The sequence below is a fragment of the Cognaticolwellia aestuarii genome (genome assembly GCF_002000025.1).
In the GTDB taxonomy this organism is placed as follows: Bacteria; Pseudomonadota; Gammaproteobacteria; order Enterobacterales; family Alteromonadaceae; genus Cognaticolwellia; species Cognaticolwellia aestuarii.
This window is the reverse complement of record NZ_MUZV01000006.1, coordinates 243,601-265,325: the sequence shown is the minus strand read 5'-3', so window position 1 is coordinate 265,325 and position 21,725 is coordinate 243,601. Positions and strand designations below refer to the sequence as shown.

Below are 21,725 nucleotides of genomic sequence, written 5' to 3'. Positions count from 1 at the left end.
AGGTTTATTGATATTGATGAAGCACTTATAATAAATATACTACTGTTAAATAGTTTATATTGCAGTGATTTTTTATAGATTCACTTAATGGGAGTAGCCTGGTTTTTATGATGTTTAGGGGGGGAAGTGATAAATTAGCTAGCTTTAAATTTTTGTCCGCGGTAATAATTAATCTAGTGAAATTGCTTTCATCAGATGTGTTTATTTACCTGAAAAAATTATAAACTTAATGACTTGAGACAATAAAATATATTTTTACAAATTTCAGTTACCTAAAATGAATAACAGCAGTTTACAAATCAAGGTAATGCTATACTTTTGATAAGAAAATATATTATTAATAAATAGTTAACACTTTGGAGGTTTAGTATGGCAGAGCAAGGTTCTGGTGGTAATGTTTTAGCGGCGATTTGTAGTGTGTTTATTCCTGGATTAGGACAACTAGTGCAAGGGCGCGTTATTCCTGCAATTTTATTTTTTATTTTTTGGACCGTAGCAGGCGCATTAATGTGGGTTGGTATTGGTTGGATATTACTGCCAATTGTTTATATTTGGTGCATTATTGATGCTGCTCGATACACAAATAGAGGCGCCTCATGATAATTAGCAACCACTTAATACAATTTAAAAAATACAGTATTTTTGTATGTTCTTTAGTTTTCATGTTGGGCTGTCAATCAGCTTATTACTCTGCAATGGAAAAAGTTGGTGTCCATAAACGTGACATTATGTTGGACAGGGTTGAAAGTGCCCAAACCGCACAGCAAGATGCCCAGCAGCAGTTTACATCAGCATTAGCACAGTTATCGCAATTAATAAATTATGATGGTGGTGATTTAGCCGCTCAATATGAATTAATAAATGATCAATACGAAGCCAGTGAGTCGTCTGCAAAAGAAGTTGCTTCTCGCATTGCTGCAATTGAGAGTGTAGCAGATGCTTTATTTGATGAATGGAATGATGAAATTCAGCAATACTCTAGCACTAGTTTAAAGCAACAAAGTCAGCAAAAATTAAAAAAAACGCAGCGTAATTATGAAAATTTAATTAAGTCTATGCACCGAGCGAAAGATAGAATGGCGCCGGTATTATCAGCCTTAAAAGATAACAGTTTGTACCTTAAACATAATTTAAATGCTCAAGCTATTGGTGCGTTGCAAGGTGAATACAAAGCCATTAAACGTGATGTTGAGTCGTTAGTGGCAGAAATGAATAAAGCGATAGCGCAGTCACAACAGTTTATTGATTTATTACAGCCAGAATAGTTTTTTATTCTTCGCTTTAGGTCGGGCTACTGTAAGTTCAGTTATGGTCGCCCGTTTTTATTTTAAATCAGGTGAAATACGTAATTATTTCACCGTCGAATTATCTACCTTTGATACTTCTATAGGCTGAGTTTTGGCTTGAATTATAAGTGCTCTGGTATTGTTCAGTCTTGAATATATAGGAATGTAGAATGGGTCGTTATGTTAAACGCCTTGGTCAAGTATTAGTTATTGGTTTTATTGCGCTTTATTGTCTTATTTGGTTATTGTCGCCACTCGTTATTCGCTCTGTAGTTAATCATTATGGTTTACCAAAACCTTTATCTCTCACGTCAACTTCAAGTATTCGTTATAATCCATTTACTGCTCACTTAACTATTAACAATTTAGAAATTAAAGTTAATGAGCAAAATAGTGCCCTTAAATTACAAAGTCTTGAGGCCGAACTGCATTTACATCAATTGTTGTTAGATAAAATTTACATAGCTGAATTTAATCTCAATGGTATTTATATTCCTGTAACCGTAAATGCATCATCACTTAATGTGGCTGGCATTGAATTGATAGCGGAAAAGCCAACGTCTACAACAACTGAACATGAAGCCGTTACAGAGCAAACGGAGGCAGATTTTCCTTATCAAGTTATTTTACCTAGTTTAAGCTTAACCGATGCCCATATCGCTTTATCATATTTTTCAGAAAAGCATGATATTCGGTTAGATTCACTTATTTTGGACAATATTTTACTTTCCCAAAATGAGCAAGATCTTAAACTGAATTTACGCAGCCAATTCAATGATGCCCCGATAGAAGTAGGGCTTGATGGACGTTTGTTTAGGCAAAGAGGTAAGATAGATTTAAAAATAAAAGCTCAGAATGTTGCTTTAAAATCAGCACAAGCTTTTTTACCTAGCTCAATATCTTCGCTTGATGGACACATCAGTTATTCTAGCAAAATTGCCATTGAGCTTACTCAAGAGCAGACTACTGCACAAGTGAGTGACTTTCTACTGTCTGTTGAAGACTTAAATATTACACAAGATAATTTTAATATTGCTGTAGAACAACAAAAAATTGAAACAGATTTAGTTAATGTTTTACTACAGCCAAATAACCGCATTACGTTTAATTCTAGCCTAGATTATATTGCCAAAGGTATTCTTACGAAAAATACAATAAATGAGGCGGTTTTCGCTGATATTTCAAGTATTAATGCGGATAACATTGTAGTAGGGGTGGAGAATAATATTGCAAAAATTAACATTAAACGTACCGAGTTTGGTGCTAGTCAATTCTCAAATAATCAACAACAGGCTATGCCGTCATTAGCCAGTTTTAATCAACTTGTCATTAATGCGCTTGCCTATGAACCTGAGCTTATTTCTATTGATACTATTACGTTATCTGGGCTTGTTAGCAACCTTTTATTAGATGAAAATAAGGTTTTAGCAACATTAGTTGGCTTGCCGAATCGTGCTGAAAAACCTAATGATGCTGAGTATCAGAATGATTCCAAGCCTGATAGTGGGCTAGAGCAAAATAGTTCAGCGCTTGATGGAGAAAAACAAGCGCAGGAATTTGCATTTAAACTTGGACAATTTAGCGTTGTTGACCCCGCCGTCATCAACTTTAAAGATGCTAGCGTAACACCACACTATGAACGTGATCTTGTTATTAGCCACCTGTCGTTATCAGATGTTGATAGCAAAAAGCCAGAGCAAGCAGTGCTGTTCAGTATGAAGGGCAAAAGCGATAAATATGCTTATTTAGATATAAATGCCCGTGGTTTTCCTTTTGCATTGGAGCAAAAATTCACTTTAGATGCCACGGCTAAAGAAGTCAGTTTACCAGGTGTCTCGAGTTATATTAAAGATGCGTTAAAGTACGAAATTGAAAGTGGGCAACTCGATGTCGCTATTAAAGCCAATCTAACTGGTAGCAAACTTGATGGTGATGTAGATTTATTGCTAAGGGGCGTAGAGTTTACTGCAGCAGATGATCATGAAACCGGTACGATAATAGATCAAACTAGCGTGCCCTTTAATGTGGCTTTAGGCATGTTAAAAGACTCAGATGGTAATGTTGAGCTTTCACTACCATTAGCCGGAGATACAAATTCTCCCTCATTTGGCTTTTCAGGCTTTTTAACCCTGTTGGTTAAACAAGCGACCATGTCAGCGGCGAAAGATTATTTAATCACCACATTTGTTCCTTATGCAAGTGTGATGAAAGTTGCAATGGCCGCCGGTGAGTTTGCGCTTAAACTAAGAATAAATGATTTGAATTATGCTGCAGGTGAAACAGAATTAACCACCCAACAGCTAGAGTTCAGTCGTCAGATGTCAGTTATGTTAGCCGATAGAGGTGAGGTAAATGTTAAGCTATGTGCTATAGCAACGGCAAGTGATATTGAATTAGTGGATATATCCACTATAAATCAAGCTGAAAATATTGAGCGTTTAAAAGCTATATCTCGTCAGCGCGCTGAAAATTTCAAAACACACATGGTAGAACAATTAAATGTGCCTTCCGCGCGTTTACTCTTTTGCACACCGCAAATAGATAGCTCAAAAGATGCAAAAGCAAGAATAAAATTTGTTATCTAGTAGCCTATAACTAAAGACAAGGTTACTTGCTCTTAGTCGATACACATAGTCAAAATGCAATTATGACTATGTGTCATTCTAGTCATAACAAGACAATATTTAACAATAAACCTTGCATGACTCTTTTATGCTGTATTAACGATTAGTGAACTTTTAGCGAATAATGTAAAATACTGAGTCGTTATTAATTTATCGTTATTAGTTTGTCGTTAACTTAGTCAGTTATTATTTAGCATGGCAGTGTAGGATAAAGCTCGCTTTTTATAGCGTTTACTTTTAAGGTGTTAAAAATATTAACTATAATTGGTGTCGATTGAATATTAACCTATCTAGACTAGCTAATATTATTAGCTTTGAAATGATCCGCTTATTTAAAACTAAACGTGGTTTATTATCCTTGTTAGCTTTTGCTACTATCTGGTTTATTATCCTTTATTATTTTGTCAGTTCAGCAGCAGGTATTGTCAATTCTCAGTCATTTGAGCGTATGGCAGCAGATCTTTTTGGTGCTTTAGGTTTATCGTCTCTATTGCAGTGGCCAGTAGCAGAATATGCCATTTATTGGTTAGTCGCTGTGTATTTTTTTCCAATTTTTGCCTTATCTGTTTGTAGCGATCAAATTTGTTCTGATAGGCAACGTGGCACACTACGGTTTTTAACCTTACGCTCAACGCGCACAGAGATTATTTTCGGACGATACTTAGGGCAATTGTTTATTGTTGCTGTATTGATCTTGATGACCTCAGTCGCAACGGCAATATTAGCTAGCATGCGTGATTTGAGCTTATTACCAGCAAGTTTACAGTTAGGTGCTAAGTTATCTTTTGAAGTTATTATTGTTGTCATGCCATTTATCGCACTGATGACACTATTAAATACTTGGGTTCATTCAGCTAGGCTAGCGATAGTTGCTGCCGTACTTTTCTTCAGTTTAGGGCCATTAGTTACTGCTTTTATTAATTATCAATTTGGGCATGAGTTTTATCTCAATTTATTATTTCCAGGTGAGCAAATAGAGAGCATATTATCTCAACGTGGTGATGTTACAAGCCAGTATTGGTTGCCTTTAACGCAAACGCTTGTGTTACTTTTTACAAGTAACTTAGTAATGAAGAGGGCATCACTATGAGCTTAATTATCGATGTTAAGCAATTGTCAAAGCATTATGGCGATAAAGTTGCCTTAACTGGTGTTGAATTCTCTTTAGAAAAGGGGGCTCCAGTTGCTTTAGTAGGGCCTAATGGTGCAGGTAAAACCACGTTATTTAGTTTATTATGTGGCTATATTCGACCATCATCAGGCACTATTAATGTACTAGATCATGCACCAGGAAGTGCTGCACTATTTGGTCGTTTATCAGCCTTGCCACAAGATGCTCAATTAGATCCTAGATTTTCAATTGCAACTCAGTTAAATTTTTATGCCCGTTTGCAAGGGATGAGCAGTAAGCGTGCAAAACATGATACCGCTAGAGTGCTCGAAATGGTGGCATTATCTGATGCCAGTAATAGCCAACCTAGTGAGCTATCGCACGGAATGCGTAAACGTGCAACCATTGCACAAGCTTTATTAGGTAGTCCAGAAATTGTCATGTTGGATGAAGCAACAGCAGGACTTGACCCTGCGAATGCAAAAGAAATACGTGCAATTGTTTCTGAGCAAGCTTGCGATGTGAACTTTATTTTAAGCTCTCATGATCTTAGTGAACTGGAACGTTTATGTGACCAAGTTCTTTATCTTGAAGCCGGGCAATTAAAACAACACAAAGCCGCAAATGTTAATGGTAACACTCGCTATATTACCCTTAGGATGAAACAAGACTATCCTGAAATTATCGCGACAATTTTACAATTGCAAGGCGTTAGCCAAGTTACAATGACGCAAGATAAAGAATACTTGCTAACCGTAATTAATGGGCAAAACAAGACCAGTATAGAAATGGATCTATTGGTACTTTTACAACAAAATAATTGGTTTTATGCACAGCTGATCAATGGAAAAACGTTAGAAAACCAGTTGTTCTAATTATCATATTTCCATAGTAGGGTTGTATTAGAGCAGCGTTACGCACGAGTGACTAAGTAAAAAGTAACCATGTACAAAGTAACCATGTATAAAGTAATGTTATAAAAAGTGAGGTGTTAATAACCTTGATTTGAGTATGACTTCACATCAAGGTTATTATACTGACTACTTGTTTGCCGGAATGTATTCACCTTCTAGGCTTTCAGGTATTTGGCCGTTTGATAGGTTATTAAGCCACTCTAGATAATGCTCATAGGACATGGGTTTAGCATAATAATAGCCTTGACCGATATCGCAGCCAAAACTGCGCAATGTTGCGGCATCTAAACTACTGTTAATACCTTCGGCAACAACTTCTAAGCCTAAGCCTTTAGCCATTTTAACCGACGCTTCTGCAATAACTTTACGTTTATCATCACTACAAACATTCTCAACAAATTCACGGTCTATTTTTAACTCTTGAAAGGGCAACTTATTAATTTGCGATATGGAAGAGTAGCCAGTACCAAAATCATCAATACTGATGGTAATACCGAGTTCAATAAGTTGTTCTATTGTTTTTATCGCGATATTGTTTTGGGCAAAAGAAATTGACTCCGTCAGCTCAAAAATTATTTTCTCTGCTCTAATGTTACATCGATCAATTATCTTAGATACATCGTCTATAAAGTTTGCTTGAATAAGGTCTTTACCACTGATATTTATCGATACCATGTGATTAAGCCCTGTATTTTTGGTAAGAGCAGCCTGTTGGCAAAGTGCAGTTTCTATTATCCAAAGTGTTAATGATGGCATTAAGCCAAAGTCTTCGGCAATGGTGATAAAAGTCTCCGGAGAAACACTTCCCAGTACAGGGTGCTGCCAGCGAATTAAACATTCACTACTGCAAACTTTATTGGTTTTTAAGTCTATTTGCGGTTGATGGAACAATTTAAAACCTTGTGCGGTAATGGCTTGCTGAAGATCAATCGCTAACTGTATTGAAGAGTGGTTGTGTTGATTATTGGGCTGTGTGAAATAAGCCCATTTATTTTGTTGTGATTCAGCATTGTTTGCAGCGATTGATGCATTACTAATAAGACTAGCACTCGAACTGCCATGCTCTGGAAAGGTTGCTAAACCAATATAGGCTGATAGCGGTAGTTTAAGCTCTTTAATGTAAAAAGCTTCATTAGCGGCGTGTTGGATAGAGTTAATAACTAACGTTATATCTTGTTCATTACGCGCATTATCAATGACCAGCGCGAGACTACAATTCTCTAAATAGCACAGCTTCTCATTTTGGTCAGTTATATTAAGCACTGCATCATTAAACCTAAACAATGATGATAATTTTTGGTTTAGGTGTTGAAAAAATTGAATACGGGTTTGCTCATTGATGTATAGTTCGATACGTTGAAATTGTTCAGGCTTGACCACAACAATGGTAATGTCTTGCTGCTCTGTTTCTAAAATTTGACTGATTTTATGATCTAAATTTGTCTGTCTAGGTAAATGATTACTTTGATGGTAAGCAATCATGGTTAATTTTTCTTGTTCATTACGGCGAATACGATCAGCTAAAGCGAATGCCATGAAAGTAACTTCAATCATGATAGCAAATAGAAAAGCATTACCAGTTAAAAAACTGTATTCAAGTTTATTAAGCAGTACCATAGGTTGAATAACAGCGCCGGTTAATAGCGGGATCCAAGATAAAAAATAAAACCGTGCCCATGAAAAGTCATGCTTTAAGCGGTTAAATATTAAAAATAATGCGACGATATAGAGTAGCGGTTGTAAAGAAAAAAACAACTTTGTTTGGGTTACTTCATCCAGTAAAAGAGAGTACAAGGCTGATATAAATAAAATAGCAGCAACAATGTTCGAGGCTTTATAGGCCCAATGTTTTAAACGTTCATAGCGTAGATAATATAACGTAAATAACAGTAAAAATATGACAAGTAAAAAATCTGCAAAGATCAAATATCGGTTAAATAGCTGCATTATTGCATCAGAAAAAAGATAGTAGCCATAGCCCGTTAATGACGAAAGTACGACAAATGCAGATATTAAATAGCCAATGTATAATAAATAAACTTTGTCATTGCCGGCAAAAAATAGCACCAAATTATAAATGGCCATAATAATCAATATGCCGATAAATGCTCCATACACAAGTTGTGATAGCATTTGTCGTTGTTCAAAGTCTTGTGCTTTGAATAACAGCAAAGGAATATTAGGCGGCCCAGAATTTTTCAGTTGAATGAGGTATTCACTATAACCAAATTTATTGAGTGGTAAGCGGGCGTAAGGTGCTATTTGCTGGTTTACATCGCCTAAAACTAATTGTTTATTATATATTTCTATTGGTGGTGTTAACGCATTAAGTTCGTAGATAATAAAACTGTCAAGTCTACTGTGATCGGCCATGAGAATGACTTGCTCGTCATTAATATGCTTAATCTCACTTTGTAGGTTTTCGTAAGCTGGATTTGCTAAGGTCCCCATCGGGTAATGTAAAGATAATTTTATCCAATAACTTTGTTTAGATAGTTGGTAAGGAATTTTATTTAAATCACTGTGAGTAAAGTTGGTATCCTTTAAGATTTTATCTAATGTAATGGCATTAGTCTTATCGATATAATAACTGCTCGTTGTTGTTATGTTGCTGTTTGATATGGTAATGTTTTTTTTATCTATATCATGAATGATAAGAGAAAAACTAATCACAATGCCAACTAATAGCACAGTAATTAATGCAGAAGAAAACCATTTGCTTAACTGTGAAAGTTTCAAAAAATAATGCTCATTTGTGTGAATTTAAATGTGTTAGTTTACTATAGGTCATTAGCTGATTTTTGACCTTTGGATTATGCTTTACGAGCACTTACCTTAAATGAGCGATTAGTTTGTTTGTCATCATGCTAATTTAGATAAATAATGCAAAAATGGTAAAGCCTATTCTATTTGTAAGATTATAATCTTCCTATATAAAATAATGTAGCAGAAATATTCATATCAAGGCATAGTTTTATGAAATACACAGGTGAATTTTTAATGAAAAAGCAAAAGGACTTATTTGGTCATTACTTCGCTGATTACCATTTACTTTTATGCTCGAAAGTAAAGGCCAGTGCCAAGGAAAATAACCCATTATGTTGAATATGGACTTTACAAAGCGTGTTGTGATTCATACGCATGATAAGCCGTGGCAAGCAAGTCCTTTACCGGGGGTATGGCGCAAACCTTTAGCACGTGAAAATCAAGAAAGTGGTCATGCAACGAGTATTGTCAAATACGATGCAGGTGCAAGTTTTCGTTCTCATAATCACCCTTTAGGGGAAGAAATTTTTGTGCTTTCTGGTACCTTTTCAGATGAGACCGGAGATTTTCCAGCAGGCAGTTATTTTCGTAACCCTAAAGGGTTTATTCATGCGCCTTTTAGTAGAGATGGTTGTGAGCTCTTAGTTAAGCTACATCAAATTTCTCCGTTAGATACGCAGCGTGTCTGTGTTGATACAGAGCAACAGAACTGGCAAAAGGGTAATGGCAATTTAAAAGTAAAATCTTTGCATTGCTTTGAAACAGAATCTGTTGCTTTAGTTTTTTGGCCTGCAGGTGAAGAATTTATATTGCATCGGCATTATGGCGGTGAAGAAATTTATGTTATCAGTGGTGAGTTAATTGATGAATTTGGTCGTTATCCTGCGGGTTGCTGGATTAGAAGTCCGCATTTAAGCCAACATCATCCGTATGTCGAACAAGATACTGTGATCTGGGTTAAAACCGGGCATTTAACTTAAACTGAAATACTTTTTAGCGCTTGAGTTTAGACCAACGTCATTGAATAAATCAGTTAATAAAGTTATCTCTTAGCAAAATATTAAGCTGTTTAGCGCTGTAGTATTGATCGAAAAAATCGGTTGTACCCTTGTTAAAATCCAATTACTGTAGCATTTGTTATTTTATTTAAGAAAATAGGAACCGTTCTGTGAGTATCAAACCTGATTTATCAGCCGTGAAATCCATATTGTTTATTTGTATGGGCAATATATGTCGCTCACCAAGCGCAGAAGCGGTGTTTCGTCAGAAAGCTCAAGTGCTTTCTTTAACAATAGATTCTGCAGGTGTTATCGGCTCACACGCACGGGAGAAACCTGATCATCGTGCACAAAAAGCTGGCATTGCTCGAGGATATTCATTCGATAAAATCAAAGCACGCAAAGTAACAGTACAAGATTTTGAAAAATTTGATTTAGTATTAGCGATGGATCAAGAAAATATTAAAGATCTGATCAAAATAGCTCCCGCTAACCTTCACTACAAAATTCAACTTTTTCTGGATTATGCTGAAAATTTTGATGAGCAAGAAGTACCAGATCCATATTATGGTGGTGCTAAAGGTTTTCAATTTGTCCTAGATTTAGTTGAAGATGCGAGCGACGGATTAATCAAACGTTTAACAAGCCAATAAAGCTGACGTTATTAATTATCGCTCATTAGCTGTTATAACTCTCGTCAGTAATCGTATTTGCGATGAATACTAAACCGAAGATTTCCCGGTAGTACTTTACTCATATTATCTAGTGTCGTGCTAGTTACTTTTTTACCCTGCTCAGTCACTTTGATATTAGCTGCTTAGCAAATGGTAGGGGGAATTGCCATTAGATTCTTTTTACCGTAGTCGCTTGATATAAGGTACTTTCATTGAAAACAGGGAGGGCTATAACCAGTAAAACTAGGCCAGATTTTCTGGTCAGCTCATAACAAGATATAACTTAAAAGCGAAGTAATTCACTATTACTAATTAAAAGTTACTCAGCATTAAACGACTAGAGTTGCATATAATGTCAATAACTTAACGGTGTTAATTTAAGAAAAAAAGCCAATTGTATAATACAATTGGCTTTTGGCTGTTTTAAGTTTCGCTTATGCGATGTTGATCAATGATGCAACTTAATCAAGTGTTGGTTTAGTTGGTCCCGCAGAATGGCGACTGGTAACATCACTAATAAGTGCGGTTCTTCCAGATTTAGCATGTAATGCGCGGTTTTCACTGGCAACAAATTCACGAGGAATTACGCCATGACTGACAACTGTTTCTGGTTTTGTCATAGGTGCAGACGCTTTTCCTGATGTCTTACTTGCAGCAGCTTTAACTTTACGTTTAATGTTTTTTACTTTAGCACGTACTTTCTTAGGTTTTTCACTTTTACTTTCAGGCTTAGTACTTTCAGGCTTAGTGTCAACGTTAGATTCTGTAGTATTGTCATCTGTTGATGTTACTTCAGGTGTTAAAGGTGCAGGTTCACTCGTCACGGTTTGAACAATCTGAGTTTCTTCCACTTGGTTTGCAGCGGATACTTCAGAGTTAGCAGCTTCGGTATCCAGGCTCTTACTATCATTAGCGTTTTCAGCAGTCTCTACATCATCAACTTTTATATCGGTCGCTGGTTCAACTTCAACAGCCGGCACTTCAGTTGTTTCATCTTTTACTGTTTCAGCGATGACAGCTGTTTTTTCAGTTGCTTTTGCTGGTGCTTTATCCACAGTTTCAACTTCTTTGATTTCTGGCTCATCAAAAGGTAAGTCTTGTTGAACTTCATTCGCAGGGTTATTGATAACTGCAGTTAACGCTTCCGCTTGTACTTTTTGAACTTCATCAACAGTAGGCGTTGACTCAGACACTTCAGTTGGTGCTTTGGTTTCAGCTACATTTTCATTTGAAGAAGTCGCATTTTGTTCAGGGTAACGTGCAGTAACAGGATCTTCTGTTATTTCAGTTTTAACATCGCTTGCATCAGCGTTTTGTCTACGACGTTGGCCGTGTGCACGCATGTGTCTAGGAGAACGTCGGCTTCTAGGACGTTGCTCTTCTTTTGCCTTATTAGTTGTTTGTTCAACGCTTGCGTTTTCAAGGTTTGTCGTTGCTTCAACAGCTTTGATATTTTCAGCTTTATTTGTATCAACAGTTTTGCTGCCTGTTGATACATTTTTATCTGAATTATTCGCTGGTTTTTTATTTTCAGCATTAGCATTAGTACTATTTGTATCTGTGGCATTGACTCGAACTTTCTTACGATTGTTTCGGCGTTGACGACGTTCAGCAACTTTTTCTTCTTTAGGCTTTTGCACTCTTTCTTTTTGTTGCTTAGCTGGCGCTGCTGCTTTACTTGCAGTATTGGTTTTATTGTCGTTACCATCTTGAGGTTTGCGCTTGTCATTACGTTTGTCATTACGTTTGTCATTACGCGTATCGTTACGTGAATCATTACGGTTATTACGACGTTGACCTTGACGACCTCTTTGTGGGCGACGTTCATTGGTGTTTTTAGTTGAATTTTCTGCTGACTTTTTCGGTGCAGGTTTAACTTCTTCTTCAGCAGTAAAAATTGACTTAACCCAAGAAACAATACCTGCAAATAAGCTTTTAGACTCAGCTGGTTTTTCTACGACAGCCACAGGCTCCTGTTTTTTGGGTGCTTGTTTAGGAGAAGACATGCCTTGAAGTAAGGGCTCATCACGTTTGCTGATTTCTTTATCGAATTTAGGCATAACAGCTTCTTCAAGGGCTGCTTGCTTAATCGGCATATCATAGCTTGCTTCTTCGATACCTTCGTCTTTTCTAACACGAACCACTTCATATTGCGGAGTTACCATGTTCGGATTCGGAATGATTAGAATTTTTACGCTGTGGTGCTTTTCAATATGAAATACAGAACGACGTTTTTCATTTAATAAGTAGGTGGCAACAGGAACAGGCACTTGTGCTTGTACTTGTTGAGTATTGTCTTTAATGGCTTCTTCTTCCATTAAGCGCAATACAGATAACGCGAGAGACTCAACGCCACGAACATGACCTGTACCACTACAACGTGGGCATACACCTTGGCTAGTTTCACCAATAGATGGACGTAGACGCTGGCGTGACATTTCTAATAAGCCAAAACGAGAAATACGACCTAATTGAATACGAGCTCTGTCTTGTTTGACTGCATCACGCATTCTGTTTTCAACTTCACGTTGATGACGAACTGGGGTCATGTCGATAAAATCGATAACCACTAAACCACCTAAATCGCGCAGGCGTAATTGACGGGCAATTTCTTCTGCTGCTTCTAGGTTAGTGTTAAACGCAGTTTCTTCTATATCACTGCCTTTAGTTGCGCGGGCTGAGTTAATGTCGATTGATGTTAACGCTTCCGTTGGATCAATAACGATTGAACCACCAGAAGGCAAACGTACTTCACGTTGAAAAGCAGTTTCAATTTGCGTTTCAATTTGATAATGGGTAAATAAAGGTACGTCATTAGTATAAAGTTTAACTTTACTTAGAAAGTCAGGGCGCACAATTTCAATGTGCTTTTTCACACTTTCGAAGATTTTTGGTCGGTCAATTAACACTTCACCAATATCGCGACGTAAGTAGTCACGAATAGCACGTAAGATGACATTAGTTTCTTGATGAATTAAAAACGGAGCAGGGCGACTTGCACCGGCTTCTGAAATTGCGTTCCAATGGTGCAATAGAACGTTTAAATCCCACTCAAGTTCTTCATATTCTTTACCAACACCAGCAGTGCGGACAATTAGTCCCATACCTTTTGGTAGGGCTAACTTACTCAATGATGCTTTTAAGTCAGTGCGTTCATCGCCTTCAATGCGACGTGAAATACCACCAGCACGCGGATTGTTTGGCATTAGTACTAAATAACTACCAGCAAGACTGATAAAAGTCGTCAGTGCAGCACCTTTTTGGCCACGCTCTTCTTTATCAATTTGCACGATAACTTCTTGACCTTCGCGCAGTACTTCTTTGATGTTAGGTCGACCTTGAAAGCTATAACCTTTAGGGAAGTATTCGCGAGCGATTTCTTTCATCGGCAAGAAGCCGTGACGATCAGCGCCGTAATCAACAAATGCCGCTTCTAGCGACGGTTCAATACGGGTGATTTTTGCTTTGTAGATATTGGACTTTTTTTGTTCGTGGCCAGGGCTTTCGATATCTAAATCATAAAGTTGTTGACCATCTACAAGTGCTACACGCAATTCTTCCGATTGTGTAGCATTAATTAACATACGTTTCATAGTTTGTGTGACTCATTTTAGTCACAACACACCATTGCTTAGAACACAAAGTCATCTATCGCTATGGTAACAGCAACTTGTCAGCCTCACGGGTGTCAATCTTACTACGCCATATTACGCAGCAAGCTGTTAAAAATTCTGATTCTTTAATATAACTGCGGCGTTTAACACCACAGTGAAATTGATTCTTTATGTGCTCAGCCTGTGTGCTGTGCGCAACAGAAAATTAAGTGCCTCGTTAACTTTAGTTCGATATTTTTATCGTGTTTTCTAATAATCTAACGATTGAAAATGTGACTTATTTTTTCTGTTTAATTACATAATCGCTTTATTGTGCCGGACAATATGTTTATGCGCTGTTATTGACAAGTTACACGCGTCAAATTCGCAATAGGCCTTACTTTTAATATCTAAACAATGATGTTTGGTAAAATTGTTTAATACTAACGTGGCCGCATTTTGCCTCTTACGTCTCGCTTAAAGCATCCTTTTTACTTGTTACGGCTAATATATAGCGGTAACCATCCTATTATCACACTTTATTTTCAGATAAGCCAATTAAATCCTCGTTTTAATTGGCTCTAATGTGAAAAAAATATGCTAAACTGCGCGTAATTATAGTTCCTAGTAAAATAGATATGACAGATAGCCCAAAACCCCAAGTTAGATTTTTCACGATTGATAGCGAAGATGCTGGTCAACGAATCGACAATTTTTTAGTAAAAACACTTAAAGGTGTGCCTAAAAGCATGTTATATCGTTTGTTACGCAAAGGTGAAATTCGCGTTAATAAAAAGCGTACCAAACCTGAATATAAGCTAGTTGATGAAGATATTATTCGCGTTGCCCCTATCCGTGTTTCTGAAAATACTAATACAGTTTCAACGCAATTGAATGTGGTGGCTAATTTAGAGCAACAAATACTATTTGAAGATGAACGTTTAATTGTTATTAATAAGCCTTCAGGAATGGCCGTTCATGGTGGTAGTGGTTTAAGTTTCGGCTTGATTGAAGCGCTAAGAGCTTTACGTCCAGATGCACGCATGCTTGAGCTGGTACATCGCCTCGACCGAGATACTTCCGGCTGTTTAGTGGTCGCTAAAAAACGCTCAGCGTTGCGTCATTTACATGAACAACTACGCAATAAAACGGTGCAAAAGTTTTACCATGCGTTGGTAAAAGGGCGTTGGTCGACAAAATTAACTCGTGTCACAGAAAGTTTAAAGAAAAATGATTTAAAATCTGGTGAACGTGTAGTCGTTGTTGACAATATTAATGGTAAAGAATCAGAAACGCGCTTTAAAGTGCTGCAGCATTATAAAAATGCTACGTTGGTGAGAGCCTTTCCTGTAACAGGACGTACCCATCAAATTCGCGTACATTGCCAAACTAAGGGGCACTCAATTGCCTGTGATGCTAAATACGGTCATGAAGACTTTGATGTAGAGATGAAGAGTCTAGGGTTAAAACGTTTGTTCCTTCATGCTGCTAGTATTGAGTTTACTCATCCATTAAGTAATGAGCGAATTAAAATCGAAGCACCGCTAGAGCCATCGCTTGAAAAAGTTTTGAAAAAATTAACTAAAGCAGATGTCTAATAAACATGTTTGTATTGAGTGCTTTAGTTAATTAATCACTTAATTATATAGTTAACTTTAGAACTTGGTCAGATAAAACAGGCGTTAAACGAGAAATTTACCAGCTTGATAATGGATAAAAGTCTTTCTTCATTATTAAGCTGGTTGTTTTAATACCCTTAAGTTTTTCGATTCCTTTAAGTTACATTCATTTTAGCTTACTGACGCTAGTTAAACATTGGCTCGGTATTAATTGCGGTTTAAATAACTTTGTGCAACTCAGCTAGCTCTTTAATGAGGTAAAGTAAAAATCAGTCGGATTTTTACTGCCAATGCAATGGCCTTGCTTAGTGAATGCTAGGCCGTATTGTTGACTAGTTACATTGAACTGGCTTTTTGATGAACAACATCATAAACGGAACCAAATGATTGCTTAACATTTAGGTCTAAATTGATATGCAGCTTCCTGGCTATATCACTCGATGAAATTACCCCTCTAATATGATGACTTTCTTGATCTAATACTAAGCAATGACGCAATTGATAGTTTTCAAGTGTCGAGACTACATCGCCCACTGATGCATGTAATAATTCATTATAATCGAAGGCATGAAAATCTGATTTTGGGATCATTAAGTCTTTGACCAACACGTCTTCACGGGTAATACCTTTTGAAAGTTTGGCAACAATGTTTTGCTCAGACAATTCATTGGTGCTGATAATACCAATAAAATCATCATTTTCAGCAACGACTATATTCATACGAACATGCGTTTTTATCATTAACTCTAACGCGGTAACCGCCATTGTATCGCCGTCAATCATCAGTGCTTTATGTATTTTAAAATCAGTAAAGATTTCTGCTGCCGGAGAGTTAAGATTAATTTCTTCAAATTGCTCTGGTGATATAATGTTGTCTGTCGCTGCTAAGTTAACTAGCTTTAATTTTTTCATATTTATCTCTGTTATCTGCACTGGGAAATCAGCGTTTTTAAATGTGCTTGATATCCACAGTTACTATTTTTAATCTTTATTCTTTATAAGTTAACAGTACTTCGTATAGTGATATATCAGGCTTTACTAAAGCCAATAGCTTTGAACACTATGTTAGGGTTAGGCAATGCTACTTAACTTGCATTAGGCTTTGCTACCTAAAATATTATTAACTTAATAAAGGGGTAAACGATCTTTCAATAGCAAAAACTTGATTGTTATTGAAAGCACAATGCAGTTAGATAAATTTCGGTGGGGCTCTAGAGCGAAAGCCCGTCTGATGAGCTTTTAAAAACGAAGAACTAAAATAAGGTAATATTATGTAGCCGTGAGTTGGCAGTTGAAAACAGCTTTGCGCTATTAGTGCAGTATCATCAAAATCTAAATCATCAGCTTGTTCAACTTCAGCTAAACTTTCAGCCGGATTTACTTCTATCAAATTTAAATCATTTAACGCGTTTACCCGTATCTCATGTGCTGAGACAGTTGGTAATAACATGCTTATAATGAAAATAAATTTAAACATTGCTTAAGCAAACTTAAAGTAAATGATTATCATAGTTTAAGTTATGGTGTAGCTATCTTGATAATTCAAGCGCATAACATAAATAAGCTCACTTCGTGTTAAGCTATTTTACTCAACAATGTTATTTAAATGCCGATAAGAAGCGCAACTCTCAACTTCAATAACTTGCAATGGGTAAGCGAAACTATTTTGGTGAGCAGCTAAACTGACCCATTATACTTTTATTCATCTTTTACTTAAAAAACCTTGTACGTGATGTATTTAATAACAAGATGAATAAACTGGTTATAAAGCGAATTAAGCCGAGTTGGGATAATGCGTTGCATAAGTACTATGAGCTACCGTTACTGAGTGACATTTAATACAGATAAGCCTGATAATATTGGCTAAGAGTATGCAGGGGAAAGCACCAAATCAGTATAACGAAAGCAGCAAAAAACTATTATAATGAGCTACGCAATAAATTTCTAAGTACTTTAAAAATTTCAAGGCTACTGTGCCGTTGGTGTTGTAATACATCGACGTTAGCCAACCAGCCCATTTCTTCAAATTCAAGTGGCAGCTTTATTAACTCGCCATTTTCTATCGCTTCTTTTGCGATATGATTGGGTAAGAGACACCAACCATGCCCTTGTATTGCAAGCTCAAGTAATAAAAAGTAGTTATCCGCATACCATATATCTGGGCTTATTTTTAATTGAAAGCTACTTGAACGTGTATTGCGTGAACGAATTAATAACTGCTTATGCAGCCTTAATCCATCCATGTTTTCACAAGCTCGCTCAGCTAAAGGGTGAGATTTAGCAATATATAAATCAAACTTTACCGAGCCGATACACTCATAGTCTAAGTAACTGGGAATAGTTAACTCACTAAAAATTATACCCGTTAACGGCTTTTCGTTTTTTAACATATCGATTATATCGAGACTTGATGCACTTAAAAACTCGATCGATACATTGGGGAATTTCACTTGCAGCTGTGAAATTGTATTAGCAATAAGTTTAAATGGGATCCCCTCATCAAGAGCAATCGTAATTTCTTTTGGTGTTTGGTCATTTAATGCTAATGCAGAACTTGTTAAGCGCTGATGTTGATTAAGTAAGGCTACAGCTTGTGGCAGTAACTTATGACCAGCATCTGTTAATTGCGGGTAACGACCAGCTCGCTGAAAAAGCTTCGTGTTACAGTCTATTTCTAAATTAATAATATGCTGGCTCACGACTGACTGGGCTTTATTTAAACGCCGTGCAGCCGCCGAAAAGGAGCCTGTTTCGACAGTTGTTACAAATGCTTGTAATTGTTCTACACTAAACATATCGTTTTTTAAGATACTAACTAACTATTTAATGCCTTAATAATAGATGAAAATAACAATATAGTCATTTAATAGCAGCATTAATAATGAAAACGGTAGAACGAGTATTTCAAGCACTTCTTTTTGAAGCCATAGCCCTTCTTATTGTTATACCTACATCGGTAATGATTGGTGGCTTTGATGCAGGTAAAATGGCAATCGTCGGTATAGCCCTGTCTTTATTTGCGATGCTTTGGAATTATCTTTATAACTTGATATTCGATAAATTAGCAGGTTATAACCGTAGTCAAAGAGGTGCAAAGCTACGGATTTTGCACGCTGTAAGCTTTGAGTTAGGTATGGTGGTCATAACAATCCCAGTAGTGGCTTGGTTTTTAAAGATAACATGGCAAGCAGCCATTATTTTAGAGGCGGGTTTTTTAGTATTTATGCTTATCTACACGTTAGTATTTAACTGGGTATATGATTGCTACCAACCGTACCAAAAATGGTTTGTCAGGCATTCTTCACATAGTAAAGCAGCGAAGGGGGATTTTTAAGGCTTTTAATTACTCGCCTCAATTCTGTTTTTGGCTTATTACAATATAATGTTTCGTTGAGTGCAAAGCGTTGTGGATGATATTGGTTGATAGTGAGTTAGCGCCTAAGTATGGCCTTTAGATTGCTTATAAAAGTATTAGCATGATTAGCTGAGAGTTTATTGTTAGCTCTACTGCTATTTAAATTTATTATAGCCAGTGAGTTGGCTATGAATTGCATTTAATTTTAATAGTGAGCAGTAGAGCGAGTTATATTACATGTTTATTATGAGCACTTTTGCTCGGCTAAAACATCTAGGCCATGTTGTTTTAAAAGTTCGACCAGTTTAATTAATGGTAAGCCTATAAGGGTATTCGGATCATTGCCTTCTAATTTTTCAAACAAACAAATACCTAAACCTTCGCTTTTAAAACTACCGGCACAATTATAAGGTTGTTCAGCATGGAGGTAATTTTCTATTTCAGCACGGGAAAGTGTTTTAAAATGAACAAGAAAAGGTTCGATTAAAGCTGTGGTGAAATCTAAACCGCTATCATAAACACAGAGGCCAGTATAAAAGACGACGGTTTTATTGCTAAACTTCTCGAGTTGTTTAACGGCATTTTCAAAATTATGTGGCTTTCCTAAAATTTCGCCATCACACATGGCTACTTGATCTGAACCGATAATCAATGCATCTGGATATTCGCTGGCGACAGCTTTTGCTTTTTCAATCGCTAAACGTTCAACCAGCGCTACTGGTGATTCGTGATCTAATGCAGTTTCATCAATATTGGGTTTGGCACAGTCAAAGGGAATATTAAGTTTAGCTAAAATTTCTTTACGAAAAGGTGAGGTGGAGCCCAAAACAAGTTTTTTCATTAATATAACTCAAAATATAAACAGATAGCTGTTAATATATGGACTATATTGAGTTTTTAAACAAATTTAGTTATTTTTCTTTTGACACAGGCCGGTAGGCACTTTATTATGCGCGCCTTATGAAAAATCTTAAACTCCCGATAACGATAGACCCATCTAGAAGCGCGCAGCGAAAGCTTGTGTGTGACGGATACTTTGAAGTATCTGGGATGAACAGATTGCTTGCTGTGTGTGATGCACAATGTGAGCAAGTCCAAGTGAATGCTAATTTTGCTGTGGATGAACAAGGCTTGGTAGAAATATCAGGTACTGCATCGGCAACAGTTGCATTAATTTGTCAGCGTTGTACTGAAAGTTTTGAAATGGCCTTAGAAGTAAGTTTTACTTTTAGTCCAGTGAAAGACGTTGAAGCAGAAGCTGAATTGCCGTCATATTATGACGCAATTGAATTAGATGAAAATGGTGAGATTAACCTGCGAGAATTAGTGGAAGATGAGTTATTACTCGCGATTCCATTAATTCCAAGGCACTCAATTAAAGATTGTCAGGCTCCATCTGATAGTGTTTGGGGCGAGTTGCCGGAAGAGCTAGAGAAACCGAATCCATTTGATGTATTGAAAAAACTTAAGTAGTTAATTATAGCTAATAACCGAATTTTTAGGAGTAGGCAATGGCAGTTCAAAAGAGCAAAAAGTCTCGTTCAAGACGTGGCATGCGCCGTTCACACGACGCAGTAACGGCAACGCATTTATCAACAGATCCAGTATCTGGTGAAACTCATCGTCGTCACCATGTAACAGCTGATGGCTTTTACAAAGGTGTTAAAGTAATCAATAAGTAATCTGTAACGATTACCTTGATTAATCTAACCATAGCGTTAGATGTTATGGGGGGCGATCAAGGCCCCCATGTAACACTCTCTGCTGCGATACTTGCAGTAGAAAACTTCCCTGATCTTCATTTATTACTATGCGGTGACGAAAATGTCATTGTTGATACTCTTTCAAAAAAACAACTCTATCCACATCCTAGAATAACAGTCTTCCCGACAACACAGGTTGTTGAAATGGATGATAAACCTATCTTTGCCTTGCGTAATAAAAAGCAATCATCGATGCGTAAAGCTTTAGATTTAGTACATGATGGCCAAGCTCAAGCTTGTGTTAGCGCGGGTAATACCGGAGCGCTTTTCTCAATGGCTCATTTTGTACTGAAAACATTGCCTGGTGTTGAACGTCCAGCATTAATCTCAGCCTTACCGAGTAATAAACCTAATCAACATGTTTTTATGTTGGATTTAGGTGCCAATGTTTTTTGCGACTCAAGTGTATTATATCAATTTGCCATTATGGGTTCTGTGATGGCAAAAGAAGTTGATGGCATTGAAAATCCGAAAGTTGCTTTGCTCAATATGGGAGAAGAAGACAATAAGGGCAGCGATCATATTAAACAAACTGCCAGTTATTTATTGGCGAATGATGATATTAACTATATTGGTTTCATTGAAGGTAATGATATTTTCACTAATAAAGCTGATGTGATTGTTTGTGATGGCTTTGTGGGTAATGTTGCGTTGAAAACCTGTGAAGGTGTAGCCAGAATGGTTTATACCCAACTGCAAGAAATTATTAAAAAGCACTTCTTAGCACAAATTATCGGCAAATTGTTGTCAAGTACGATAAAAAAACTGTTTAAACCTATGAACCCCGACCAGTATAACGGTGCAAGTTTGATAGGATTGCGCGGTATTGTGGTGAAAAGCCATGGTAATGCAAACGTGACAGCGTTTTACACTGCCATTGTTGAAGCGGTTACCGAGGTTGAACGGCAAGTACCAACAAAGATTAAAGATAAGCTTGAACACAGTTTATGTCATAAAGAATAAGTTAATTAATGACATATTGTTTATAAGGTTAAGCTTGATGAATTTAAGCGGTGTAGAAC

The 21,725-nt window shown here is 36.8% G+C and carries 18 protein-coding genes; 12 read left to right on the top strand and 6 right to left on the bottom strand.

What is annotated here, in order from left to right; translation table 11 throughout:
• Positions 1-369 precede the first annotated feature (369 nt).
• From B0169_RS11290 to B0169_RS11270, 5 genes are all read left to right on the top strand, one after another.
• Positions 370-600 carry a hypothetical protein gene (locus tag B0169_RS11290; RefSeq protein ID WP_077286072.1) on the top strand — a complete coding sequence of 77 codons (231 nt, stop codon included), beginning with the start codon at positions 370-372 and terminating at the stop codon, positions 598-600.
• Positions 597-1,265, top strand: coding sequence for a DUF2959 family protein (locus B0169_RS11285; RefSeq protein ID WP_077286071.1), 669 nt, complete (start codon positions 597-599; stop codon positions 1,263-1,265). The genes B0169_RS11290 and B0169_RS11285 overlap by 4 nt, the downstream gene beginning before the upstream one ends.
• A gap of 191 nt (positions 1,266-1,456) precedes the next feature.
• Positions 1,457-3,871, top strand: a complete 2,415-nt coding sequence (locus B0169_RS11280) for a DUF748 domain-containing protein (RefSeq protein WP_077286070.1) — start codon at positions 1,457-1,459, stop codon at positions 3,869-3,871.
• A 313-nt stretch (positions 3,872-4,184) separates the two neighbouring features.
• A complete protein-coding gene (locus B0169_RS11275) occupies positions 4,185-5,000 on the top strand; it encodes an ABC transporter permease subunit (RefSeq protein WP_077286069.1) in 816 nt (271 codons plus the stop codon).
• Positions 4,997-5,896 carry an ABC transporter ATP-binding protein gene (locus tag B0169_RS11270; RefSeq protein WP_077286068.1) on the top strand — a complete coding sequence of 300 codons (900 nt, stop codon included), beginning with the start codon at positions 4,997-4,999 and terminating at the stop codon, positions 5,894-5,896. Before B0169_RS11275 ends, B0169_RS11270 begins: the two co-directional genes overlap by 4 nt.
• A 165-nt stretch (positions 5,897-6,061) precedes the next feature.
• On the opposite strand, the gene B0169_RS11265 is transcribed toward B0169_RS11270, so the two are convergent.
• Positions 6,062-8,674 carry an EAL domain-containing protein gene (locus B0169_RS11265; protein ID WP_077286067.1) on the bottom strand — a complete coding sequence of 871 codons (2,613 nt, stop codon included), beginning with the start codon at positions 8,672-8,674 and terminating at the stop codon, positions 6,062-6,064.
• A gap of 359 nt (positions 8,675-9,033) precedes the next feature.
• Between B0169_RS11265 and B0169_RS11260 the strand changes: the two genes are divergently transcribed.
• Positions 9,034-9,681: a cupin domain-containing protein gene (locus tag B0169_RS11260; RefSeq protein WP_077286066.1), complete on the top strand. Its 648-nt coding sequence runs from the start codon at positions 9,034-9,036 to the stop codon at positions 9,679-9,681.
• 188 nt (positions 9,682-9,869) lie between these two features.
• Complete coding sequence (locus B0169_RS11255) at positions 9,870-10,352, top strand: low molecular weight protein-tyrosine-phosphatase (RefSeq protein ID WP_268875720.1); 483 nt, start codon at positions 9,870-9,872, stop codon at positions 10,350-10,352.
• A 482-nt stretch (positions 10,353-10,834) separates the two neighbouring features.
• Here the strand turns inward: B0169_RS11255 and rne are convergent, their stop codons facing one another.
• On the bottom strand, positions 10,835-13,966 hold the full coding sequence (gene rne, locus B0169_RS11250; protein WP_179143633.1) for a ribonuclease E: 3,132 nt from the start codon (positions 13,964-13,966) through the stop codon (positions 10,835-10,837).
• Between the two features lie 638 nt (positions 13,967-14,604).
• On the opposite strand from rne, the gene rluC reads away from it, so the two are divergent.
• Entirely contained in the window at positions 14,605-15,564 is a 960-nt protein-coding gene (gene rluC, locus B0169_RS11245; RefSeq protein ID WP_077286065.1) for a 23S rRNA pseudouridine(955/2504/2580) synthase RluC, read from the top strand.
• A 357-nt stretch (positions 15,565-15,921) separates the two neighbouring features.
• Here the strand turns inward: rluC and B0169_RS11240 are convergent, their stop codons facing one another.
• From B0169_RS11240 to B0169_RS11230, 3 genes are all read right to left on the bottom strand, one after another.
• Positions 15,922-16,497, bottom strand: coding sequence for a CBS domain-containing protein (locus B0169_RS11240; RefSeq protein ID WP_077286064.1), 576 nt, complete (start codon positions 16,495-16,497; stop codon positions 15,922-15,924).
• Positions 16,498-16,774: 277 nt separating this feature from the next.
• Positions 16,775-17,062, bottom strand: coding sequence for a hypothetical protein (locus B0169_RS11235; RefSeq protein ID WP_143323515.1), 288 nt, complete (start codon positions 17,060-17,062; stop codon positions 16,775-16,777).
• 442 nt (positions 17,063-17,504) lie between these two features.
• A complete protein-coding gene (locus B0169_RS11230; protein ID WP_077286062.1) occupies positions 17,505-18,380 on the bottom strand; it encodes a LysR family transcriptional regulator in 876 nt (291 codons plus the stop codon).
• A gap of 86 nt (positions 18,381-18,466) precedes the next feature.
• Here B0169_RS11230 and B0169_RS11225 point away from each other — a divergent pair, with 86 nt between their 5' ends.
• On the top strand, positions 18,467-18,919 hold the full coding sequence (locus tag B0169_RS11225) for a PACE efflux transporter (protein WP_077286061.1): 453 nt from the start codon (positions 18,467-18,469) through the stop codon (positions 18,917-18,919).
• Positions 18,920-19,184: 265 nt separating this feature from the next.
• On the opposite strand, the gene B0169_RS11220 is transcribed toward B0169_RS11225, so the two are convergent.
• Positions 19,185-19,781 carry a Maf family protein gene (locus B0169_RS11220; RefSeq protein WP_077286060.1) on the bottom strand — a complete coding sequence of 199 codons (597 nt, stop codon included), beginning with the start codon at positions 19,779-19,781 and terminating at the stop codon, positions 19,185-19,187.
• 119 nt (positions 19,782-19,900) lie between these two features.
• Here B0169_RS11220 and yceD point away from each other — a divergent pair, with 119 nt between their 5' ends.
• From yceD to plsX, 3 genes are read left to right on the top strand one after another with little or no spacing between them, the layout of a single operon-like run.
• Positions 19,901-20,413, top strand: a complete 513-nt coding sequence (gene yceD, locus B0169_RS11215; RefSeq protein WP_077286059.1) for a 23S rRNA accumulation protein YceD — start codon at positions 19,901-19,903, stop codon at positions 20,411-20,413.
• Between the two features lie 38 nt (positions 20,414-20,451).
• Positions 20,452-20,622, top strand: coding sequence for a 50S ribosomal protein L32 (gene rpmF, locus B0169_RS11210; RefSeq protein ID WP_077286058.1), 171 nt, complete (start codon positions 20,452-20,454; stop codon positions 20,620-20,622).
• A 9-nt stretch (positions 20,623-20,631) separates the two neighbouring features.
• Positions 20,632-21,666: a phosphate acyltransferase PlsX gene (gene plsX / locus B0169_RS11205; RefSeq protein ID WP_077286057.1), complete on the top strand. Its 1,035-nt coding sequence runs from the start codon at positions 20,632-20,634 to the stop codon at positions 21,664-21,666.
• Positions 21,667-21,725: the final 59 nt, after the last annotated feature.